General features: G+C 43.8%; 19 protein-coding genes. All 19 read right to left on the bottom strand.

Features of this window, described 5'->3' with window-relative positions; genetic code table 11:
• Positions 1-313 precede the first annotated feature (313 nt).
• Entirely contained in the window at positions 314-1,480 is a 1,167-nt protein-coding gene (locus AB5Y67_RS11320) for a nucleotide sugar dehydrogenase (protein ID WP_368207773.1), read from the bottom strand.
• Between the two features lie 30 nt (positions 1,481-1,510).
• Positions 1,511-2,929 (bottom strand): phosphomannomutase, encoded by a 1,419-nt coding sequence (locus tag AB5Y67_RS11315; RefSeq protein ID WP_368207771.1) that lies wholly within the window; start codon positions 2,927-2,929, stop codon positions 1,511-1,513.
• Positions 2,922-3,677, bottom strand: a complete 756-nt coding sequence (locus AB5Y67_RS11310; protein ID WP_368207769.1) for a glycosyltransferase family 2 protein — start codon at positions 3,675-3,677, stop codon at positions 2,922-2,924. The genes AB5Y67_RS11315 and AB5Y67_RS11310 overlap by 8 nt, the downstream gene beginning before the upstream one ends.
• The gene (locus AB5Y67_RS11305) at positions 3,677-5,083 is read right to left on the bottom strand and encodes a mannose-1-phosphate guanylyltransferase/mannose-6-phosphate isomerase (protein ID WP_236293910.1); all 1,407 of its coding nucleotides are present in this window, start codon (positions 5,081-5,083) and stop codon (positions 3,677-3,679) included. Before AB5Y67_RS11305 ends, AB5Y67_RS11310 begins: the two co-directional genes overlap by 1 nt.
• 4 nt (positions 5,084-5,087) lie before the next feature.
• A complete protein-coding gene (locus tag AB5Y67_RS11300; RefSeq protein ID WP_368207767.1) occupies positions 5,088-5,567 on the bottom strand; it encodes a GDP-mannose mannosyl hydrolase in 480 nt (159 codons plus the stop codon).
• Positions 5,551-6,531, bottom strand: a complete 981-nt coding sequence (locus AB5Y67_RS11295; protein ID WP_368207765.1) for a GDP-L-fucose synthase family protein — start codon at positions 6,529-6,531, stop codon at positions 5,551-5,553. The genes AB5Y67_RS11300 and AB5Y67_RS11295 overlap by 17 nt, the downstream gene beginning before the upstream one ends.
• A gap of 3 nt (positions 6,532-6,534) precedes the next feature.
• Positions 6,535-7,641, bottom strand: coding sequence for a GDP-mannose 4,6-dehydratase (gmd, locus tag AB5Y67_RS11290; protein WP_368207763.1), 1,107 nt, complete (start codon positions 7,639-7,641; stop codon positions 6,535-6,537).
• A gap of 25 nt (positions 7,642-7,666) precedes the next feature.
• Complete coding sequence (locus AB5Y67_RS11285) at positions 7,667-8,845, bottom strand: glycosyltransferase (RefSeq protein ID WP_368207761.1); 1,179 nt, start codon at positions 8,843-8,845, stop codon at positions 7,667-7,669.
• Positions 8,826-9,917 carry a glycosyltransferase family 4 protein gene (locus AB5Y67_RS11280; protein WP_323914389.1) on the bottom strand — a complete coding sequence of 364 codons (1,092 nt, stop codon included), beginning with the start codon at positions 9,915-9,917 and terminating at the stop codon, positions 8,826-8,828. The genes AB5Y67_RS11285 and AB5Y67_RS11280 overlap by 20 nt, the downstream gene beginning before the upstream one ends.
• Entirely contained in the window at positions 9,914-11,053 is a 1,140-nt protein-coding gene (locus tag AB5Y67_RS11275; protein WP_368207760.1) for a glycosyltransferase, read from the bottom strand. The genes AB5Y67_RS11280 and AB5Y67_RS11275 overlap by 4 nt, the downstream gene beginning before the upstream one ends.
• A complete protein-coding gene (locus AB5Y67_RS11270; RefSeq protein WP_368207758.1) occupies positions 11,043-11,999 on the bottom strand; it encodes an O-antigen ligase family protein in 957 nt (318 codons plus the stop codon). The genes AB5Y67_RS11275 and AB5Y67_RS11270 overlap by 11 nt, the downstream gene beginning before the upstream one ends.
• 275 nt (positions 12,000-12,274) lie before the next feature.
• A complete protein-coding gene (locus AB5Y67_RS11265) occupies positions 12,275-12,991 on the bottom strand; it encodes a glycosyltransferase family 2 protein (RefSeq protein ID WP_368207757.1) in 717 nt (238 codons plus the stop codon).
• A 3-nt stretch (positions 12,992-12,994) separates the two neighbouring features.
• Positions 12,995-13,519 carry a hypothetical protein gene (locus tag AB5Y67_RS11260; RefSeq protein ID WP_323914383.1) on the bottom strand — a complete coding sequence of 175 codons (525 nt, stop codon included), beginning with the start codon at positions 13,517-13,519 and terminating at the stop codon, positions 12,995-12,997.
• Between the two features lie 167 nt (positions 13,520-13,686).
• The gene (locus AB5Y67_RS11255) at positions 13,687-14,922 is read right to left on the bottom strand and encodes an O-antigen translocase (RefSeq protein WP_368207755.1); all 1,236 of its coding nucleotides are present in this window, start codon (positions 14,920-14,922) and stop codon (positions 13,687-13,689) included.
• 146 nt (positions 14,923-15,068) lie between these two features.
• Positions 15,069-16,223: a UDP-N-acetylglucosamine--undecaprenyl-phosphate N-acetylglucosaminephosphotransferase gene (wecA, locus tag AB5Y67_RS11250; protein WP_368207753.1), complete on the bottom strand. Its 1,155-nt coding sequence runs from the start codon at positions 16,221-16,223 to the stop codon at positions 15,069-15,071.
• A gap of 403 nt (positions 16,224-16,626) precedes the next feature.
• Positions 16,627-18,612: a polysaccharide biosynthesis protein gene (locus tag AB5Y67_RS11245; RefSeq protein ID WP_368207751.1), complete on the bottom strand. Its 1,986-nt coding sequence runs from the start codon at positions 18,610-18,612 to the stop codon at positions 16,627-16,629.
• Positions 18,609-19,634, bottom strand: a complete 1,026-nt coding sequence (locus AB5Y67_RS11240; protein WP_368207749.1) for a glycosyltransferase family 4 protein — start codon at positions 19,632-19,634, stop codon at positions 18,609-18,611. The genes AB5Y67_RS11245 and AB5Y67_RS11240 overlap by 4 nt, the downstream gene beginning before the upstream one ends.
• The gene (locus AB5Y67_RS11235) at positions 19,634-20,590 is read right to left on the bottom strand and encodes a UDP-glucose 4-epimerase family protein (RefSeq protein WP_368207748.1); all 957 of its coding nucleotides are present in this window, start codon (positions 20,588-20,590) and stop codon (positions 19,634-19,636) included. Before AB5Y67_RS11235 ends, AB5Y67_RS11240 begins: the two co-directional genes overlap by 1 nt.
• A complete protein-coding gene (locus tag AB5Y67_RS11230) occupies positions 20,590-21,393 on the bottom strand; it encodes a glycosyltransferase (RefSeq protein WP_368207746.1) in 804 nt (267 codons plus the stop codon). Before AB5Y67_RS11230 ends, AB5Y67_RS11235 begins: the two co-directional genes overlap by 1 nt.
• Positions 21,394-21,397: the final 4 nt, after the last annotated feature.

The following is a 21,397-nucleotide window of genomic DNA, read 5'->3' as shown; positions in this document are numbered from 1 at the left end:
CTTATTAAGCTTGCCATCAAGAACTGAACGGAAAAATCGCCGTATGATAGCGGAAAACACGGAGAATTCTGAGATATATTTACGAATAAAATCACAGCAACAATGGAACCGCTCAAAATGAGCAGAACACTGACAATTCAATGGATATATCCCCATCTTCAAGCACACTATCTTTGGTGCTGATATTAAAATCAGCCCTGATTTGCCAACAGATTGCACCAGATATGTGATTGAATCGTACCGACGTAATATTTAACGGCTTATTTACAATATAATGCGATTCCCCCTGCTTGAGGGAACCGCAGTCGACATATTAGTCACTACCAAACAGATCGCGGGTATATACCTTGTCTGTTACATCGCTCAGCTCTTCAACCATACGGTTGGCCAATATCACATCACAACTTTCTTTGAATTGTGTCAGATCGGTAATGACTTTAGAGCGGAAAAACTCGGGCTCGCTCAAGGTGGGCTCATAAATAACCACTTCAATCCCTTTTGCCTTGACCCGCTTCATGACCCCTTGAATAGCAGAAGCACGGAAGTTATCAGACCCCGCCTTCATCACCAGTCGATAGACACCCACTCGTTTTGGATTCTTGCGGATCACCGAGTCGGCAACAAAATCCTTACGCGTGGTATTGGAATCAACAATCGCCCGGATCAGGTTATTCGGTACCTGGTTGTAGTTGGCCAGCAGCTGCTTGGTATCTTTCGGCAAACAGTAACCACCATAGCCAAATGATGGATTATTGTAGTGGCTACCAATACGGGGATCGAGACCGATACCATCAATAACCTGGCGACTATCGAGACCATGCAGCTGGGCATAGGTATCGAGCTCATTAAAAAAGGCAACCCGCATAGCCAGATAGGTATTGGCAAACAGCTTGATCGCCTCGGCCTCAGTACTGTCGGTAAACAGCACAGGCACATCTTTCTTGATCGCCCCTTCCAATAGCAAATTGGCGAACACGTGAGCCCGCTCGGACCGTTCACCCACTACAATGCGAGACGGGTGCAGGTTGTCGTAAAGGGCGCGCCCTTCACGCAAAAACTCCGGCGAGAAAATAAGATTCTCACATCCCAACTCTTCACGCAGACGAGCGGTAAAGCCGACCGGAATGGTGGATTTGATCACCATCACCGCATCGGGATTAATGGCCATCACATCCTTAACTACCGACTCCACCGTGCTGGTATTGAAGTAGTTGGTTTCGGGATCATAATCGGTAGGCGTTGCGATGATAACGAAGTCTGCCCCTTGATAAGCCTCTTCTTTATTAAGGGTGGCTCGCAGATTCAGATCACGGCTGGCCAGATAGCTTTCAATCTCTTTATCGACGATAGGGGAGCGGTGCTGATTGATCAGCTCAACCTTGCTGGCAATCACATCAACCGCGACCACTTCATGGTGTTGTGCCAGTAAAACAGCATTTGATAAACCGACATATCCCGTGCCGGCAATAGCAATTTTCATTGTTAATCCTTTTACACCTGAATGAACAATTTATAGGTAAATCAGGTTGGCTAATGTAGAAGAAACTAGCATGTTTGCAATTTCAAATTTATCTGCTTCAGCATAACAGCGTAGCTCTGGGGCATTGCCTGATGGCCGAAGGTGAATAATAACGCCATTATTTAACGTTAACCTCAATCCATCGGTTGTATCCACCAAGCTAATCGTAAAATCGGCTAAACCAAGCTTGGTTAATAACGCCTGAGGATCAGCGATTCCCTCAGCCAATATCGCCTGACTACGAGCAGTGGCAAAATTTTGAATTCGGTCAGAATGGGTATAACGAGCAGGTAAGGCATTCACCAAGGGTGAAATCGCCCCCTTACCCGCAGCAGCTAACAACATCAAAAACGGCAGCACAGCATCACGGGTTGGCAAAGCCGCCAGTGGTTTACCTGCAAATTCGATATCACTACCTAACAGGAAACCACCATTGGCTTCAAAGCCTGCGACGCGTTGATATTTTTTAACTAGTTGCGCTAATTCAGCGATCACATAAGGTGAACCGATTTTGGTCAACTGCACGCAGTCAAAACGGCCACAACGAGCAATCACAGTGTTACTGCTGACCGGAATGGCTAACGCTTCAATATTCAGGGCATTGGCACATAGCAGACCCAAAATATCACCACGCAGCCACTCACCATGCTCATCCGCCACCAACGGTCGGTCGCCATCACCATCAGTCGAGAAAATTGCATCAAGTTGGTATTGGGCAGACCACAACCGTGCCTTGGATTTATCTTCTTCCCCTACCGCTTCGGTATCGATCGGTACAAATTGATCACTACGCTCGATGCGAATAACTTCTGCGCCTAATGAAGAAAATAACGGCGCATAGAGTTCACGACCAGCGCTAGAGTGCTCATAAATACCGATCCGTTTACCTGATAACATATCTGCAGCAAACAAAGATGCGTAACGGGCACAATAACTTTCGGCTGCCCGCGGGCTGGCAATCAACTCAGGCAACACGGGTAAAGTATCAAACTCAACCTCAGCCGCCAAAATCGCCAGTTCATCAGCCTTGGTGATCTCACCATCTGGTCGATAGAATTTCAGCCCGTTACGATCAAATGGAATATGGCTCCCTGTCACCATGATGCATGGCATAGTATCTTGCATCGCCTGATAGGCTAATGCAGGGGTTGGGACCACCCCGTAATAAAGCGGCTCAACCCCTGCTTGCAACAAGGCTGCAGCGCACGCCTGAGCCATAGCATAACTGCTCGGGCGGTTATCGATTGCCAACGCTAGCTGCTTAGGTGCGAATTCCTGGCGTAACACGGCAACAAAAGCATGAGTAAAAGCCGCACACACTTCGGGCGTGAAATCGACCACCAAGCCACGGGCACCACTGGTACCAAAGGCAATACCACTTTGTGAAATAATAGATTGGGTATTAATCATTATTTTTAACCAAAAATTGCGGGATTTTAGAGATATTTTTCCATGCAAGCGTCACCGGCCAAAATAGTCCATTGTTGCGCATAGCTTGAATATCTTCACGCATCTTGCGCAAGATAGTGCTTAGCGAACGATTGCTGATACCACCTATACGCATCTTGATTAACACCTGTGGCAAGTAACCAGCTCGGACATTTGCACGCCAGAGATATCGTAAAATTGAGTCATAATCAGCAGCGATTTTATAACTTAAATCAAAATCATCAAATTTTTGATAGCAACTGCGACGCATATAAAACGTCGGGTGAGCTGGCATCCAACCATATTTTAATTTTTTCTTGTTATAGTTTCCGCTTTGCCAAAGACGTACCACTTTACTGATATCGTTTTGCTGAACATATTCAAGATCGGCATAGACAGCATCATACTCACCGATGTTGAATACATTAACCAAATCGGCAATCGCTTCTGGATAAGCCAGCAGATCATCCGAATGCAAAAAACCCACTATATCGCCAGTTGCAGCAGCAATACCTTTATTGAGTGCATCGTAAATTCCACGATCGGGCTCAGAGATGATTTTGCTTACTCTGGTGCAGTTAAGGTTAATGACATCAAGGGTATTATCTTTGGAGGCGCCATCGACAATGATGTACTCAATATCTGGATATGTCTGGCTCTCTAATGACGCGAGAGTATCATGGATGGTGGCCGCACTGTTATACGTTGCAGTAATAATACTGACCTTCATCAATAGCCCACTCCGGTAGATGGAATACGCACAATATCATCTTCCCCAAGATAAATACCGCTACGAACCTCAATCATCTCAAGCGGGATTTTTCCTGGATTTTCAATGGCGTGTGCCACTCCAAGTGGAATATATGTAGATTGGTTTTCGGATAACAAAAAGCTTTCTTCACCTCGCGTCACCCGTGCCGTGCCAGAAACAATAATCCAGTGTTCAGCGCGGTGGTGGTGAATTTGCATCGCGGTTTTTTGGCCGGGCTTCACCATCAACTGTTTAACGTGATAACGCAACCCATCAGCAATCGCATCGTGGCTACCCCAAGGGCGAAACACTTCGCGGTGTTGCAATTGCTCGGGACGATTAGCTGCTTTTAACTGATTGACTATGCCTTTGATCTCTTGCACTCGGTCTTTATGCGCCACTAACACCGCATCTTTGGTTTCAATGACCACCACATCATCAATGCCGACCGTAGCGGTTAAGCGGTGCTGGGCATAGATAAAGCTGTTGTGAGTCTGCTCGGTTAATACATCACCATGCAGCACATTGCCTTGCGCATCTTTGTCACTCACTTCCCACAGGGCAGACCAAGAACCGACATCACTCCAGTTGGCATCCAGTGGCATCACCACTGCATTGGCAGTTTTTTCCATCACCGCATAGTCGATGGAATCATCCGGGCAAACGGCAAAAGAATCCGGATCAAGCCGGATAAAATCCAGATCATCTTGTGCTAAGGAGAGCGCTTGCTCACAGGCCGCCAACATGGCGGGGTTATGCTGTTTAAGCTCTTGCAGATATACAGAGGCTTTAAACAAGAACATACCGCTGTTCCACAGATAACGGCCATCGCTCAGATATTGCTGAGCGGTGGTCAAATCAGGTTTTTCGACAAATGCTGCGACCGTGCTGGCGCCGTGGCCCACGTCACGTCCCTGCTGGATATAGCCATAACCGGTTTCTGGCGCGGTGGGCACTATGCCAAAGGTGACCAACTTGCCCTGTTCGGCCAATGGAATAGCAGCTTGCACCGCTTGGCAGAATGCCGCGGGTTTGGCGATCACATGGTCTGCGGCCAGCACCAGCAATAAGGGGTCGTCACCTTGTGCGCTGGCATGCAGGGCGGCAATAGCCACTGCCGGTGCCGTGTTACGACCAAATGGCTCAAGGGCGATGCCACTGTGCTGCAAATGCCCCTTCCGAAGCTGCTCAGCCACGATGAAGCGGTGCTCTTGATTGCAGATAATGAAAGCCGGCTGATGCGCCAGCGGGCTTAAACGCTGCAAGGTCTCTTGCAGCAGGGTCGCCTCACTGGTCAGGGATAAAAACTGCTTGGGAAACAGAGTGCGCGACAAAGGCCACAGGCGAGTGCCAGAGCCCCCAGCCATTACAACTGGCAATATCATGGCATTACGTCCTATCTAAAAAATAATCTCGGGTGTGTTGATGCACGCTTGGCTCTTGCAGCAAGTCAGCCACCTCAAACCAACGGTATTGGTCATGCTGCTTGATAGGCAGCGCATCTTGCTGCCCTTGCCACGCCAATTCATACCCCAGCACCACGTAGTGAGTTGAGAACTCTTCGCCCGAAAAGTTATCAGGATAAAAGTGCTCATAGGCACCCAAAAACGTGGCGCTGCCTCGACTTGCGGCCAGCCCCAACTCTTCTTGGGTCAGGCGCAAAAACGCCGCATCCAGGCGCTCGTCTTTACGAACCCGGCCACCGGGCACAAACCAGAAGCCTTGTGCCGGGCGGTTTAACCGGCGGCCCAGTAATACCTGCCCCTGGCCATTGCGCACAATCAAATCCAGCGAGATAAGTGGCGTTGCCGCCACTATCTGTTGGAATTGCTCGCTGTCTAACCAATGACCTTTATTTGCGGAAGTCATCTTGGTGCTCCAGGAACCATTGATAAGTAAGGGTCAACCCTGCTTCTAATGAGTGGGTATAACGCCAGCCCAACTTAGCCAATCGACTGACATCCATTAACTTGCGCGGAGTACCATCAGGCTTGCTGGCATCAAATATGACGTTACCGGAGAAGCCGACAACCTTGGCCATAGTCTCAGCCAATTCGCGAATAGTGCAATCCACTCCCGTCCCCACGTTAATATGGGAGAGCATCGGCTGGGTATTGGCCTGATATATTTCGCTCGCCAGCTCCATTACATGGATACTGGCTGCCGCCATATCATCAACATGCAGAAACTCACGCATTGGAGTCCCGCTTCCCCACACGACCACTTCATGAGCGCCCTGCAATTTGGCCTCATGGAACCGACGTAATAAAGCAGGGATCACATGGGAGTTTTCCGGATGGAAATTGTCATTTTCGCCATACAAGTTGGTGGGCATCACGCTGCGATAATCACGACCATATTGGCGGTTATACGATTCACACAACTTGATACCTGCAATCTTGGCGATGGCATAGGGTTCGTTTGTATTCTCAAGCGTCCCAGTCAGCAGTGCAGCTTCTGTCATGGGTTGCTCGGCCAGCTTGGGATAAATACAGGAGGACCCCAAAAATAATAACTTCTGGACCCCAGCCTGATGTGCGCCATGAATAATATTGCACTGCATCACCAAGTTTTCATAAATGAACTCAGCAGGATAACTATTGTTGGCGTGAATCCCCCCCACCTTGGCAGCCGCAAGATAGACCTCATCGATCGATTCGTTGGCAAAGAAATATTCGACCGCTTCCTGGCGAGTAAGATCCAACTCATTGCGGGAACGAACGATCAACTCAACATCATCACGAAGAGCCAACTGGCGGCAGATGGCCGAGCCGACCATCCCCCGATGACCTGCAACAAACACCCGTTTTTTAGTCGTGTTCTTGTCGATCATCCATCAGTTCTCCAGTGAAATGGCTACATCAAACCCATTCGCTTTTAGCAAGGCATGCTGTTTTGCTTGCTGCAGATCATTAGCAACCATTTCTGCACACATCTCTTCGACTGTAATCTCCGGCACCCAACCCAGCTTGGCCTTGGCCTTAGCCGGATCACCCAGCAGGGTTTCAACTTCTGCCGGGCGGAAATAACGCGGGTCAACGCGAACGATGACATCACCAACCTTGACGGCAGGAGCGTTATCGCCATTGACGGCGGTTACTGTTGCGATCTCATTTACGCCGTCACCACTAAACTCGAGTTCAATCCCCGCTTCTTTTGCAGACATGCGCACAAATTCACGTACGGAGATCTGCTTACCTGTCGCGATCACAAAATCTTCGGCTGACTCTTGTTGCAACATCATCCACTGCATCCGTACATAGTCCTTGGCATGCCCCCAGTCGCGCAGGGAGTCCATATTGCCAAGGTAAAGGCACTGCTCAATCCCCTGAGCAATATTGGCAATCGCACGAGTGATTTTACGGGTGACAAAGGTTTCACCACGGCGCGGTGACTCATGGTTAAACAAAATGCCGTTACAGGCATACATGCCATAAGACTCGCGGTAGTTAACCGTGATCCAGTAGGCATACATTTTGGCCACCGCATAGGGGGAACGGGGATAGAATGGGGTGGTTTCCCGTTGCGGGATCTCTTGTACCAAGCCATACAGCTCAGAGGTGGACGCCTGATAGAAACGGGTCTTCTTCTCCAACCCGTTTATGCGGATCGCCTCCAACAAACGCAAGGTTCCCAGTGCATCAACATCGGCAGTATATTCTGGCGATTCAAAGGAGACTGCAACATGAGACATGGCGGCCAGATTATAAATCTCATCCGGCTGGATCTCTTTGACCAAGCGGATCAGATTTGAACTATCTGAAAGATCGCCATAATGAAGTGTGATATTACCTTGGGAATTACACAGCTGATCGATACGTGATGTATTATAAGAAGAAGCACGACGAATCAAGCCATGAACTTCATACCCTTTTTCTACTAATAGCTCTGCCAGATAAGAACCATCTTGGCCAGTGACACCTGTAATTAGTGCTACTTTCATAATTTACCTCTAACCAATTTCAAAATTAACGATAAAGTTCCAACATAGAATCAACAAACGTTTTTTTATCAAACAACACGGGCACATTATTTATATTTAAAGGTTCTACTTTCAATTTCTCTATGATTTCAATTACAGATGTTAAGTCCCCCTTCTCAATCACAAAACCATGTTCACTACAGACTGATTCGGGGCTACCACCCGTATTGTAGGTAATAACCGGTGTACCACAGGCTATAGCTTCCAAGTTAACTGTTGGATAGTTATCCTCATAAGTAGGATTAAAAAAAACATCTGCTGCCGAATAGATTTCTGCTAGTTCGACTGGGTTATCAGTACGATGTATACCGATAATGTTGCTAGGTAAATTCTTTATTTTTTCCTGGGGCACCCCAACCATCACCACATGGTAGTTATCTGGTAACTGACTTGCCAAGACGACAAAGTCTTCAAACCCTTTGCGTGGCGACCAACTGGAGGCGGCCCCCATGATTATAAATTTATCTACCAAGTTGTATTTTTTTCGAAAATCACTCTCACGAGGACGAAATATCGTTAAATCAATACCGTTATTCACTACCTGCACGGGATAATCACGTAGATAAGATTGTTTAACTAAGCCAGCGAGCCAGCGCGATGGGGTGACGATAGTCAAATTTTCAACCCCAGTAAATGTAGCTTTTTTATGTTCATAATTAAATTTTGAATTGTCAATAAAATAGCTAGCGGGATACGTTTTTTTTTGTGGACAACTAAAACATCCATTAATCCACTTTTCACACCTAACAAAATCAAAATATGCACAATGTCCAGTAAATGGCCAACAGTCGTGCAATGTCCAAACTATTTTTAGTTTTGGGTGGAGTTTTAGATAAGAAAATAGTAACTCAACGTTCAGATAATATCCATGAATATTATGAAGTTGCACAACATCTGGCTTTAGCTTTTTTATATAAGCTATTGCATCAAGGGTTGCTTTAGTGGAGCAAAATCCATGATTATCCAACAAGCGCGTTTGCAACGCATGGCTATAGAAATCTATTATGTTACTTATTTTTATCGCATTGTCGCAACTTCGAGGCTCACCGCGACCATAGATGATATAACTTTCAATACCTTTAGCCTTTAACGATGCATGAATATCAGTAGCAATACGCCCCGTGCTACCTATGCCACAAACAGAATTAATTTGAAGTATTTTCATTACATACCAACTTAGATATTAAGCGATTAAATCGCTGCACCATATCATCTATATTGTATGATATATTAACCGTTTCTTTAGCATTGTTGGATAATTTTAACTGTTCATCATTCGATAAAGAGAACAAAAAGTCTATCTTATTCGCTGCATCATCTATGTCTCCGCTAATAAAACTGAATCCATTATATTTGTCTATGAACGCAGCGAACTCAGGCATATGTCCCTCTCGGGAGTCATGAACAATTGCGGGTAAACCATAGTTAAACGCATGAATTAAACTTAAGCCAACCGCGCCAGTATAAATAAATGCATGTGAATTTAACATTATTTTAGCTATTTCTGCTTCATCGAACACAGAACCAAACCAATTAACTCTATGGGAAACCCCTAACTCATCAGCAAGCGCTTTAAATTCTATATCCTTATCGCCACCACCAATGACATTTAAGCTACAATTACATTTTGTTTTAGCCAGTGCTTCTAGTAAGAATGAAAAATTCGCTTTCTCGGTTAAACGTCCGATAAACACTAGTGATTTAATGGGGGGCTCATAAGATCTCTCTGTATTAGCCGCCTTAATTACATGATCAATCTCAGAAGAGTCAAGACCATTGTTTAACGCATAGCAATTATTTATACCGATACGTTCTTTTTCATAGTCTGTATACAAAAGAACAGCATCAGCTAATCTCATCATCTTTATTCTTATTCTAGATAATATGCCTCTAGAACCAGCAGACCAACCATGTCCCCACCAAACAGTTTTAACTGATCGTAGTTTCAGAAAAATAAAGAGCAACATGAAGTTTAAAATTCTTGGATTTCCATTTATGATAACAACGTCATCTTTACTGTATCCTTTTATCAAAGGTAAACCTTTCAACCAGAAAAATTTATCCCAATATGAAAAGAACTCAGACAAATAACTTACATTTTTAATTTCTAAATTTGAGGTAACACCTAAAAAATCTTTTTTTGCTGCAATAATATTAACATCATAAAATCTAGATATTTTTTGGAAAAAAGCAACTCTGTATTTTGGTACCGATGGTTGAATTATATGTATTTTCATATTTTATTGTAAACCCCAGAAATCCCCTCAGCTAGATTCCAGAGAGAATAATTCATCCCATAACTCTTAATTTTATTAGGCTCCCATTTATGGGACATAAAACACTCAATTTTTTCAGCTAAATCGATAGGATCACCAGGTTTAAATAAAAGGCCATAATTTTTTACTATTTCAGGAATGGCACATGTGTCGCTTGCGATTACTGGCGTACCAACCGATAGCGCTTCGATCAAAACAATACCAAAGGTTTCGTATAACGATGGAAGTATTAAACCATTATAATGACAAATTAATTTCTGTATATCTTCATTAGGCACAACACCACGGAAATCGATTTGATTTTCTAAGCCCAACTCTTTAACTTTATTTATAAAATGACTTCTACAGTGGCCATCTCCAACTATATCAACTCTGACAATAACATTTTTATCTTTCAGGATTTTTACCGCATCAATCAATATCTGCACACCTTTTACTGGGATCAGATTTCCAATAAAAATAAACCTATTGAGAGAATCACATTGATTAATTATATCCGTATGAAAAACACCATTATAGATAACATCAATTTTTTCTTCATTTGCCCCTAGCGATATCAGAGTTCGCTTTTGATACTCGCTGACAGCGATAAAAGAGCTCGCATTTTGCAAAACAAGAGACATTTCATTTTTATTTTCATCAAAAACTTTATTTAGATAACTATCATGAACATGACAAACAAGTGGAATATTTAATCTTTTCGATAATTTCATTGAAATAAATGCATCAGGATACATTCCATGTGAATGTATTATATCCACTTCATTTTTAAAAACATTACGTACAAAACGTATCATAGCAAAACTCAATAAAATATGATTAAGTTTTTTAAAAAATGGAAGCCTTAGATACGTTGGCCTGTATATATCTATACCATCTAAATGTTCATATGATTTTAAATTAGAGTATCGGCGAATTTTTTGAGGAATAAACTTAAAGTTAGGAATGTAAGGTCTTGGCACGACTAACACAAAACGCTCTTTTTTTAACTTTACTTGTGCCGTCAAAATATTTTTTGTGAAAACGCATTTATTAGGTTCATTATCGTTAGGGTACCATGATGTAAATATCATTATGAACTTCATTTTATCTTGCATAAGAGTTTATCTTAGAGTAATTTAATAACATCACGACAAAATAAATAAATGGTATATATAAATAATTTCCGTTTCTAAACATTAGAACAAAAATGCTTATAAAAAAAATAGAATACATATAAAAGCCATCATTTATAGCGAATTTACTATTCGGAAAAAACTTTATTAAAAAACAAACGATTAACAATATCGAATACAAACCAAACTCAGAACAAATCCTTATATATAAGGATGCGGCATCTTTATAATTTAATTTCTCATTGAGCATAGCCACCTCTTTCCCAATATATCGAAAATATGCTTTTTCATGATTAAAAATACCCACGCCAAATATAGGGCTTTCTTGGAAAGAGCGTTTTGCAACTAGATAATTACTATATACGGCATATGCTGATAATCCTGATGAGCTACTCATATACTCATCATCGTTCAGCTTTGTCATACCATCAATTTTTTCACCAATTAGAGATGAGCTGTTGACTACCAATCCCACGGTAACTACAGAAAAAAATATCGCAATTAATTTCCTCCCGCCCCGTCCACCTAACAACAATGATAACGATAAAATACTAACAACTAAACCAAAAAATGCGACGAGCGAAGCCGTCATAATAAATGCGAGTAAAACAATTACACAAGCGATTTTATTAGAAACATTTAATTTGTAATTTATAATAAAAAGTCTAACATAAAATATTGATATATAGGGGATCAACACCCCCCCCAGATGACTCGGCTCAGCTAACAGAGAATTAACCCTTAAAAATCCTTCTGAATAAGTAAAGTTGTTAACATGAAACCCCAAATTTGTATAATCATATAAAACCGGAATATTAAAAGCATAACCGAGTTGCTGAAATATAGCTATAATTGCCAATACTAAACAAGCAATCATATATGGTTCTATTGCATCATCTATTGTTTTGAAGGAGGTAACCATGAGCATGATGAAAAATGCATACATGATTAACATAATTATATTTTTAAGGCTTTCTAAAGTGTAATTATTAATATTCGTCAATACAGAAACAAACATAAATAGTGTCAAAAAATAAACCCATTTTATTATTCGCTTGTCGATTGAACTTTTAAAAAAAATAAAAAGTAAATTTAAAGTAGACACAAAGAGGAATATAATCTGAATGAACGGTAGAACACCTACATACAGTGCTGGCGATATAAAAAGAAGAAATAGAAACGTTTTGTTTATACTCTCTCTTTTTAGAAACACAGCATTGCCTCTTTAATTTTAAGGAGCCAAACTTTAAACTTAACCATCTTTCTCACAAGTATTCCATTTTTTTCTTTAACTCTAATTGTATCAATCATAGCATTAACAGTTGATGATACGCCACCTTCTCTGAAATTAGAAATAATATGATTTACTGGTTTAAATATTGCACCACCGTTGTATAAGCGTAATATGAAATCATAATCAGCGGACATCTTATATGATAGATCATACAAACCAAATCGAGCATAAGTCTTTCTCGATATAAATGTCGCTGGGTGGTGGATCATTTTTTCATTAATAAAATTATGAGAAAATCTAGATACAGAGAACTCTGATTCTGATTTTATAGTTCTTATAAAACCATAATAGACATCTACGTTTTCTTGGTATGATTTACACACATTCATAAGTGCATCATTTTCTAACCAGTCATCACTGTTTACTATTCCAATCAGTTCGCCAGTTGCGCATCTAATACCTTTGTTCATAGCATCATAAATGCCTTCATCAGGCTCACTAATCAAAACACTAATTTCCCCTCTATACTTTTCTAATATGGCAAGAGTTCCATCATTGGAGCCGCCATCAACAACAATATATTCAAAATTAGTATAACTTTGCTGAATAATACTTTGTATCGTATCCTCAATGGTTTTAACATTATTGAATACAACAGTGATAATAGTAAACTTTACATCATTCATCGACTAATTCTCCCAGTAAACGAATTCTTTTAGGGTCTTGTTTGCCCCTTGATGTGAAGTAAATATACAGTTTTTTTTGCTGAAACTCTTCGTTATCTTTGAGTTTGCGGCAATAATATTAGCATCATTTATTTCCACACCTTTTGATATACTAACGTTATTACATATCCACACTTTATTTCCAATCTTGATTTCCTTATCTGGATTAATGACTTCATTGGTATGGTATGACTTTATTTTATGAAAATCACAATCCATTATTTGTACTCCCCATGAAATCAGAACTCCATCTCCTAATGATATTTTATATTTTGAAACAATTGAACTATTTGCACTAAGGCAAAGGTTGTTTCCAATCTCTAGTAACCCATTTTCCTGCACACTAATTTTACTACCGGCCCCTAAGTAAGCTTTCCCTTTGAAGTGAATATCACCTTTTAATTCCCATATAGAGCGTTGGTATTTATTATCGACAATTCCTACATCACCGAAGCCAATACGAATACAGCCAAATTTAATATCACTCAAATGAACATTTCCTCTCATACACAATAATACTACATTGTGTGAGATTAACACTGGCAATCTCAATGCAACTCTAGGAGAAAAATATATAAAATTGAAAAATATCGTCTTAGGGATGCATCGAATGAAATCAATATAATTCATTTATAACCACCCTTTTTCATTTATAATCACTCTCTATTTAAGACAAGATATCGATAAAATATAAAGAATGACATTAAAAAATACATTAAATATGTGAGTGTATATGCATAACCTACTCCAGCAAACCCAAACTCACTTAAAGATAACTTAGTTAAATAATACAGGGTTGCGTATAGTGCAATCTCACTTAATAAATAAGTCTTTGTTAAAGACTTCGCTATCATAATATATGAAAACAAAAATGACAGTGATTTTAGAATATCGCCATACAAATACCATTTAATTATATCCATCATCGGCAAAAAATCATTACTGAAAACCAACGAAATAATAAAACCTCTTAGTATATATATGCATAAAAACATTATCAATAATAATGGAACGCATATAGAAAACATTCTTTTCACTTCATTTTTTATTTTTATTCCACAATTCAACTCTGAGTACTTTGGCAATAAATATATGGACACCACTGAAGTTACAACCATTAAATACATCTGTGATAAATAGGTCATCCCTTGCCATATACCAGCATACTTCAATGATAGAGTATCTGTTATGTCTCCTCGTATCGCTATATTGACCGCAGGTACCAACACCAATGTAGCTATACTCATTATAGAATAAGAGGACAGAGTCTTAATAACCTTGAAGTCTAGAGGAAATAAAAACTTATCCATTGTTATTATTTTGTGTTTTCTTAACTTTAATATTACCACACAAAAAACAAGGGACTGGTTTACAATCAGAGCCAATAAAGCGCCCTTAAGACCAAGTGTTATAATGAGTGCTGTAGTAATAAAAAGAGATATTATACTTTGCGTTATGTTAATAGCTGTCAGCAGTTTAATTTCTTGCAGACCATTTATTATTGATAGGAGTAATTGATTTACTGTATATAAAAGCAAGGTGGCTGATAACACGTAAAACAAATACCTATATTCCTCAGAAAAAAATACATGTCTTGATAATTCAGAGGAAAATAAAACCAGGAAAAAACTAATAACTATACTTATGGCACTCGTTATCTTAAGTGAACAACTCCAGTACTTAGGTAAGTCAATTAGTGAATTTTTGTATTGTGATGTATATCTTACAACACCGGAGTTAATACCACCCTGCCCTAATGTAAGTATAATAGACAAAAAATTTTGAAACTGCCCGATTACTGCCAAGCCAGACGGGCCGACATAAATTGACATTGCTTTATTAATTACCAGACCAGACAGCATTTTCACAACTGTGGCCAATACGCTCAGCATCGATGTTTTAAGAAAATTCAATATCTAACCTTTTTCAGTTACTCTTCTATAAGGTAGCATATGCCAAGGTATTAAGTAATACAATAACTAAACCTGAACGGCATAAAACTTTATTAATTACACTTATAAACTTTCATTACTCATACTTATACTTTTCCAGATTCAGAATCAGTTTTTTGATTTTTAATACGCTTAATACTACGCCCCAACTTCCATGCATACGCCAAGCAAAGGGAATAAGCCACAAACAACAACAAATAGAGCCCCATCATCAGCCACTCTGGCAATTTGGCTTGTTCGGCCAGAATACCGAAGAACACAACCCCTAGGTTGGCAACGACAATCAGCAATAGGGATTCGCGAGGGGTAAAACCGGCGTGGAGAAGAATATGATGCAGATGATTGCGATCCGGGCGCAGAGGGGATTGGCCTTTGCGAATACGGCGGATCATGATGCCCACCATATCCATCAGCGGCAGGCCGATCAACCAGAGTGCGGTCACAGGGCGAAATGCAGGTTCCAGCTCATTATGTTGTGAACCAAACAGCACCAGGTAGCCGATGATAAAGCCGAGGAACATGGAGCCGGCATCACCCAGGAAGATCTTGCGTTTGAAAGGAGGAATATTGAGATTGACGATCAGATAAGGCACCAGGGCAATGGTGATCACCAAACAGATATGAGCCATATCAGACATGGTGCTGGCAAACAGAATAGATAGCCCCACGAGTGAAATACCCGCCATGCTGCCAGCCAGACCATCAATGCCATCCATCATGTTATAGGCATTGATCGCCGCACAGACCGCAACGATGGCAATCAGCAAGTCAATAAATGGAATTGTGATGTTCCCGATGCCCAGCACATCACCAAACTGGTGGAGGCTGATATCAGTCGACAGGCAGAGGATAAGGATCAGCAATGCTTGCAGAGTCAGTCTGATCCAGGGGGAGATATCCTTGGCATCATCGATTGCACCAATCACCATCATACAACCGGCACAGGCCAGCATGGTGATGATCGCGCTCTGTAGTGGAAGGGTGAAGAAGACGCTGAGGTATACCCCCAGACAAACCGCAATCCCACCAATCAGGGGGATCGCACCGACATGTTGTTTACGTTGATTCGGTAAGTCAACGAGTTGTAGCTTGGCAGACAGTGGACGCAAACAGGCGATAGCCAGCGCGGTTCCAACGAATGCAACCAGACCAGACGTTTCCATTATTGTTTTATCCCTAGAAATTTCAGGTTCGCTTCTGATGGCGACCTGCTTTTTATTTGCTTGATAACTGCCTGCCATCCAATCGATAGCAAAACAGCCAATACTCGCTCAATAAACAACCAGATTATTGAAAAATTGAATGGCTACCGCCCCTGAGTTACAGCTCCCAGTGTGCATGCAGTGTTTTTATATTGTTAAAAGAGTTAGTAAATGGCGTTGTGATTTACAATCATCAACCTCTGGCAAGGGGGGCGACAAAACCAGTCGCCACGCCAGCTATTCGCCATAACCCCTACACTGTGCACCAATATTTCACGCCAAAATGTAGGATAATTCCGAAATAGCGGGGGGGAATTGTACCTATGGTTCATCGAAATGAGTAGCCAATCTAGTCCACAACTGGCTCGATCGATTAAAAAACAAACAAATAGGTGGGAAAGCAAAAAAAAAAGCGCCCAATACTGGGCGCCCATATAAAAACTCAGTGATTAGCAAGCAAAAAATCTATGTTATGTGAGGGCAATTTAACAACATTATCACTTGGTGGTAGCTGCTGTTTGGCCAGCCACACCAGATCACAAATACCATCCGTCGGTTCGAAGGCTGCCGGGGCATGCATCAGGATGTCACGCACTTGCTGTTGATCAAAACGGTGACAAGCATCATCCAGCGAGACCAGCAAGGGGCGCAGTCGCGACCAGGGCAGCCAGCTCTCTTGTGCCACCATGATCCGGGGATGCTCGGTTCCTCTGGCATCATCACCAATCAGTAACTCTTCATAGAGCTTTTCACCCGGCCGCAACCCCGTCACCTCAATGGCAATATCCCCATCTGGCCGCTGCTCATCACGCAGTGTCAGACCGCTCAGGCGTATCATGCGTTTGGCCAGTTCCATGATCCGTACCGGTTGACCCATATCGAGCACAAAGACGTCGCCCCCCTCCCCCATGGCGCCAGCCTGGATCACCAGCTGGGCTGCCTCAGGTATCGTCATAAAGTAACGGATGATATCGGGGTGAGTCAGGGTGATGGGCCCCCCCTTATCGATCTGCTGCCTGAATAACGGCACCACTGAACCGGAAGATCCGAGAACATTGCCAAAACGCACCATACAAAAACGGGTGCTGTGCTTCTCGCGGGTCAAGGCTTGCAAGATCAACTCGGCCAGACGCTTGCTGGCCCCCATGGTGTTGGTTGGCCGCACGGCTTTATCGGTAGAGATCAGCACGAATGTTTCAACCCCTGCCTCAATGGCCGCCTGTGCCGCATAAAGAGTGCCGAATACGTTGTTACGTACCCCTTCAATGATGTTGAACTCAACCAGCGGGACATGTTTGTAAGCAGCCGTATGGTAAACAGTCTGGATCCTGAAGCTCTGCATCACCGTCTTGAGACGATGCTGGCGCTGCACTGACCCCAGTAACGGCACCAGATCCGTTTCGATTTCTTCACGCTGACACTGCTCCCGCAGGTTCTTGTGCAGGACATAGAGGGCGTATTCGGATAGTTCGAACAGTACCAGAGTGGATGGCCGGCACCGCAAGATCTGGCGACAGAGCTCAGAACCAATAGAGCCACCGGCACCTGTCACCATGACCGCTTTGCCTGTGATATTGGCTTCCATCAAGGTGGTCACCGGCTCTACCGGATCTCTGCCCAATAGATCGTCGATGGAGACCTCATTGAGCTGATCTATGCGGGCAGAGCCATTGACCAGATCGGCCATCCCCGGGATAGAGAGCACTTCGCAAGATAGGTGCTCAAGTGCATTAATCACCTCCTGACGGCGAGCCCTGGTGCTGCTCGGCATAGCCAGCAAGATCTTCTGCACCCCATGGTGGTCAATCAAGGTTGGCAGCTGGGCGCTGTTATAGACAGTACACCCCTGGATTACACACCCCTGCTTGGCAGGATCATCATCAACAAAGGCAACGGGATAAAACTCATTGCCTTGCAACAAGGCCATTTGCAGCTGTCGGCCCGAAGAGCCCGCGCCGTAAATCAACACCTGGGTGCGAGCTAAACGGGTGGTATTAAGGAGCGCCCGGAAAAACAGCCGCACACCGCCAACCAGTAACACCAAAAAGGAGAGATAGATAACCGAGACCGTTCTCGGCAGAAAGATATCGAAATAAAACGCAGAGAGAACAAAGAAGCAGGTTGAAAGAAATGCCCCTAGCGCGATTGTCCATAGCACCCGAAAGCTGACATATCGGAGCACTGCGCGATAAAGCCCCAGCCGTACAAACAGACCGATGCTGACAATGATAATTGCGCCAAGCAGTGCCCAGTGATGCGGGCTATCGATTGGCCAGTTATGTTCAAGCCGGATCCAGTACGCCCCCCAATAGGTCATGGTGATCAGGATCATATCAACGGTGACAGATACGGCACGCTTGCTGGCTCGTGACAGGGAGCCTAGGCAAGTCAGTAGCCAGCTCCCACCGGGTAAAAGCTCATTTCTCATTCTGGTACTCCTGCATTCAGGTGATACGCAAGAAAAGCTAACGGCAAGTAGGCAATGACCAGACCGCTCACACCATCGAGCTGGCCCAATACAATCATGACAGCGATTGGCGCAAGCCAGAGGCTATTTATAAGAAGCACAGCCAAGGTCACGTTTCGATGGCTCTGCCAACGCCTCGCCGCATACTGAAATGCATGAGTCCGATGAGCCTGGCTCAAACGGCATTTCAAACGAAAGCGATTCAGCAACGTCCAGGTCGCATCAACCACAAAGACTCCGAGCATGACGAGCCATGCCCACAGGAATTGAGGTGCAGAAGCAGCATCCAGCAGCATCAGAGAAGCCAGCATCAAGCCAAGAAATCCGCTGCCACCATCTCCCATAAAGATCCTGGCGGGTGGAAAATTCCAGCACAAGAAGCCCGCCGCCGAAATCCCCAGTAGCAGGATCAAACAGGCAGACGACCACTCCCCCCCAACCAGATAGTGAAATAACGCCATGAACAGACAGACGACAACAGCCTCGCCAGCCGCCAAGCCATCAATGCCATCCATAAAGTTGTAGAGATTGATAAACCAGATCACCCCCAGCCAGGCCAGCAGGTAACCAAACCAGGCCAGATCAAGCTGCCAACCAAAGAAGGCAAGCGCTGGCAAACCATTAACCGCAGAGACCACCAAAGCTGCCGCCATGCTCTGCACAATCAGGCGGGTTCGGGGCTTGAGAGAGATGTGGTCATCGATAAAACCAACCAAGGCAATCCCCAACGCCGCAGCCCATATCAATGCGAAGCTGCTCTGGGATATGCCGGAGGGAAGTGGGATCAGGGTGACAAACAACGGGGCTGCCAGCAGAAAGGTCGCCACGATAGCCATGCCACCGCCTCTCGGGGTTGGCACCTGATGCGAACTGCGATGATTGGGTTGGTCAAGCAAGCGGGTCTGTGCGTAGCGCCTGAGCAGGCCGGTCATGGTGATTGAAAGAAAAAGACAAAATATCGACAACAAAACAAATGCCAGCATCAAGACGACTCACTATGGATTGACGCCATCAGAGATAGGGTCTGAGAGAGCGAATAGGGTGCCGACCATTGTAATCGGCTCTGAGCCTTGCGGGTATCCATTTCCAGAGAGCCATAAATCCGTTGTAGCTTGGCATCAATCCCCAAACAGCGTCCAAGCACTCTTATTACTCCTGGTGGGAGATAAAAGAGCCGACAGTTAACTCCCTCTGCTTCTGCAATCGCCGCCAATAACTGCGACGTCGACACTGCGACAGGATCTGCGACTAAAAAGACCTGATTCACTGCAGCAGGGTGCGCCATCGCATGGGCAATGAAGTTACACAGATTAGGTAACGCCAACAGGCTACGCGCATTGGTCAAACGGGCAAAAGGGAGCGGGATCCCTTTGCGCACCCAGGTCATCATGCTGGCAAAGTTAGCCTTCACCCCTTCCCCGTAAATAAGAGGAGGACGGATGATGGTTACAGCCATACCACACTCTTTCGCGAGTACCATCAGCCCCTGTTCCGCCTCATACTTCGAGCGTCCATAGGGATCTTCTGGCGGACTTTGCACATTCTCATCAAATGGCTTGCCTGGCTCGGTCTGCTCGCCATTCACTTTGATCGAACTGATAAAGATGAAGCGCTTTACTCCTGCCTCAGCAGCCTGCCGGGCAAGAGCGAGGGAGCCCTCTGTATTCACCGCTCGAAACGCAGCCAGGGGATCTGTCGCGGTATCCGACATCACATGTACCCTGGCAGCACAGTGAACAACCACATCCACCTGTTGCAATTGAGCTGTCCAGTTGGCATCCGCAGTCAGAGAGGGAGCCTGAACATGGTAAGAAGCCCGCAAGTGACTTCGCACCGCACCTTTAACATTCGCCCCCAGCGCCAGCAAGTGTTCACAGACCGCCTTGCCTACAAATCCGTTGGCACCTGTGACCAAGACTGTACTTTTGATATCTACCATTACCACCAACGCCAACCGTGAATATTGAAGAAAGTCACCATGGAGCGCCCAAACATCCAGATATGGCGCCAGCCTTTGCGGGATGCATGCCCACCGTGATGAACGACCTTCACCTGAGGGACATAAGCAATCCGGCTGATCTTTCCAGCCCGCAAACTGATGTCAAAATCTTCAAAATAGAGGAAGAAGCGAGGGTCAAACCCTCCGAGCTGCTGCAGAACATCTGTGCGAAACAGCATAAAACAACCACTGACAATGGGTGGGTCCCACAGCACGTCACGATCGTTGAGCTGGTCTGCCATCTCATATTTCGCCAAGCGCGTCTGGAATAACCTCTTCACAAACGCGGGCGCAAAACCGCGCAGCAATAAATCAAATACGGTTGGATAGCGTTTGCAAAGCCGCTGTACCTCACCATCTTCCCATGTAGCGAAAGGCGTCAATAATCCACAATCCGGATGTTCTTCCATAAACTCGAGAGCCCTTTGAAGAGCATCAGGCGCAACATCCAGATCTGGATTCAGGATTAGATGAAAATCACTTTGGCTAAAATATTTATTATGCCCAACACCATAACCCAAGTTACTTCCATCTTGAATATACATTAGACTTAACTTATCACGAAATTCTTCTAACAAAGAATCTACATCATACGAACGGAATTTGGAATTATCTCTTATTATCAGATTTATTTTAAACGATGTATTTTGTGATGCATAATAAATGTTGCATAGTGTTTTTTGTAACAGGCGTATATCAGCATTGAATATAACTATGCTTATAGTAATAGTGTAAATTGACATCCCT

This window comes from Aeromonas sp. s12 (assembly GCF_040907925.1).
Classification (GTDB): domain Bacteria; phylum Pseudomonadota; class Gammaproteobacteria; order Enterobacterales; family Aeromonadaceae; genus Aeromonas; species Aeromonas veronii.
Note: the sequence above shows the minus strand (reverse complement) of the source record. Positions and strands in the feature narration are given on the sequence as shown.

Coding starts and splice junctions, on each gene's coding strand:
- AB5Y67_RS11300 (WP_368207767.1), bottom strand. CDS start 5,567: ATGACTTCCGCAAATAAAGGTCATTGGTTAGACAGCGAGCAATTCCAA.
- AB5Y67_RS11270 (WP_368207758.1), bottom strand. CDS start 11,999: ATGCTCATGGTTACCTCCTTCAAAACAATAGATGATGCAATAGAACCA.
- AB5Y67_RS11315 (WP_368207771.1), bottom strand. CDS start 2,929: ATGATTAATACCCAATCTATTATTTCACAAAGTGGTATTGCCTTTGGT.
- AB5Y67_RS11230 (WP_368207746.1), bottom strand. CDS start 21,393: ATGTCAATTTACACTATTACTATAAGCATAGTTATATTCAATGCTGAT.
- AB5Y67_RS11295 (WP_368207765.1), bottom strand. CDS start 6,531: ATGATCGACAAGAACACGACTAAAAAACGGGTGTTTGTTGCAGGTCAT.
- gmd (WP_368207763.1), bottom strand. CDS start 7,641: ATGAAAGTAGCACTAATTACAGGTGTCACTGGCCAAGATGGTTCTTAT.
- AB5Y67_RS11320 (WP_368207773.1), bottom strand. CDS start 1,480: ATGAAAATTGCTATTGCCGGCACGGGATATGTCGGTTTATCAAATGCT.
- wecA (WP_368207753.1), bottom strand. CDS start 16,223: ATGGCAGGCAGTTATCAAGCAAATAAAAAGCAGGTCGCCATCAGAAGC.
- AB5Y67_RS11285 (WP_368207761.1), bottom strand. CDS start 8,845: ATGAAAATACTTCAAATTAATTCTGTTTGTGGCATAGGTAGCACGGGG.
- AB5Y67_RS11305 (WP_236293910.1), bottom strand. CDS start 5,083: ATGATATTGCCAGTTGTAATGGCTGGGGGCTCTGGCACTCGCCTGTGG.
- AB5Y67_RS11235 (WP_368207748.1), bottom strand. CDS start 20,590: ATGGTAGATATCAAAAGTACAGTCTTGGTCACAGGTGCCAACGGATTT.
- AB5Y67_RS11255 (WP_368207755.1), bottom strand. CDS start 14,922: ATGCTGAGCGTATTGGCCACAGTTGTGAAAATGCTGTCTGGTCTGGTA.
- AB5Y67_RS11310 (WP_368207769.1), bottom strand. CDS start 3,677: ATGAAGGTCAGTATTATTACTGCAACGTATAACAGTGCGGCCACCATC.
- AB5Y67_RS11275 (WP_368207760.1), bottom strand. CDS start 11,053: ATGCAAGATAAAATGAAGTTCATAATGATATTTACATCATGGTACCCT.
- AB5Y67_RS11265 (WP_368207757.1), bottom strand. CDS start 12,991: ATGAATGATGTAAAGTTTACTATTATCACTGTTGTATTCAATAATGTT.
- AB5Y67_RS11245 (WP_368207751.1), bottom strand. CDS start 18,612: ATGAGAAATGAGCTTTTACCCGGTGGGAGCTGGCTACTGACTTGCCTA.
- AB5Y67_RS11240 (WP_368207749.1), bottom strand. CDS start 19,634: ATGCTGGCATTTGTTTTGTTGTCGATATTTTGTCTTTTTCTTTCAATC.
- AB5Y67_RS11280 (WP_323914389.1), bottom strand. CDS start 9,917: ATGAAAATACATATAATTCAACCATCGGTACCAAAATACAGAGTTGCT.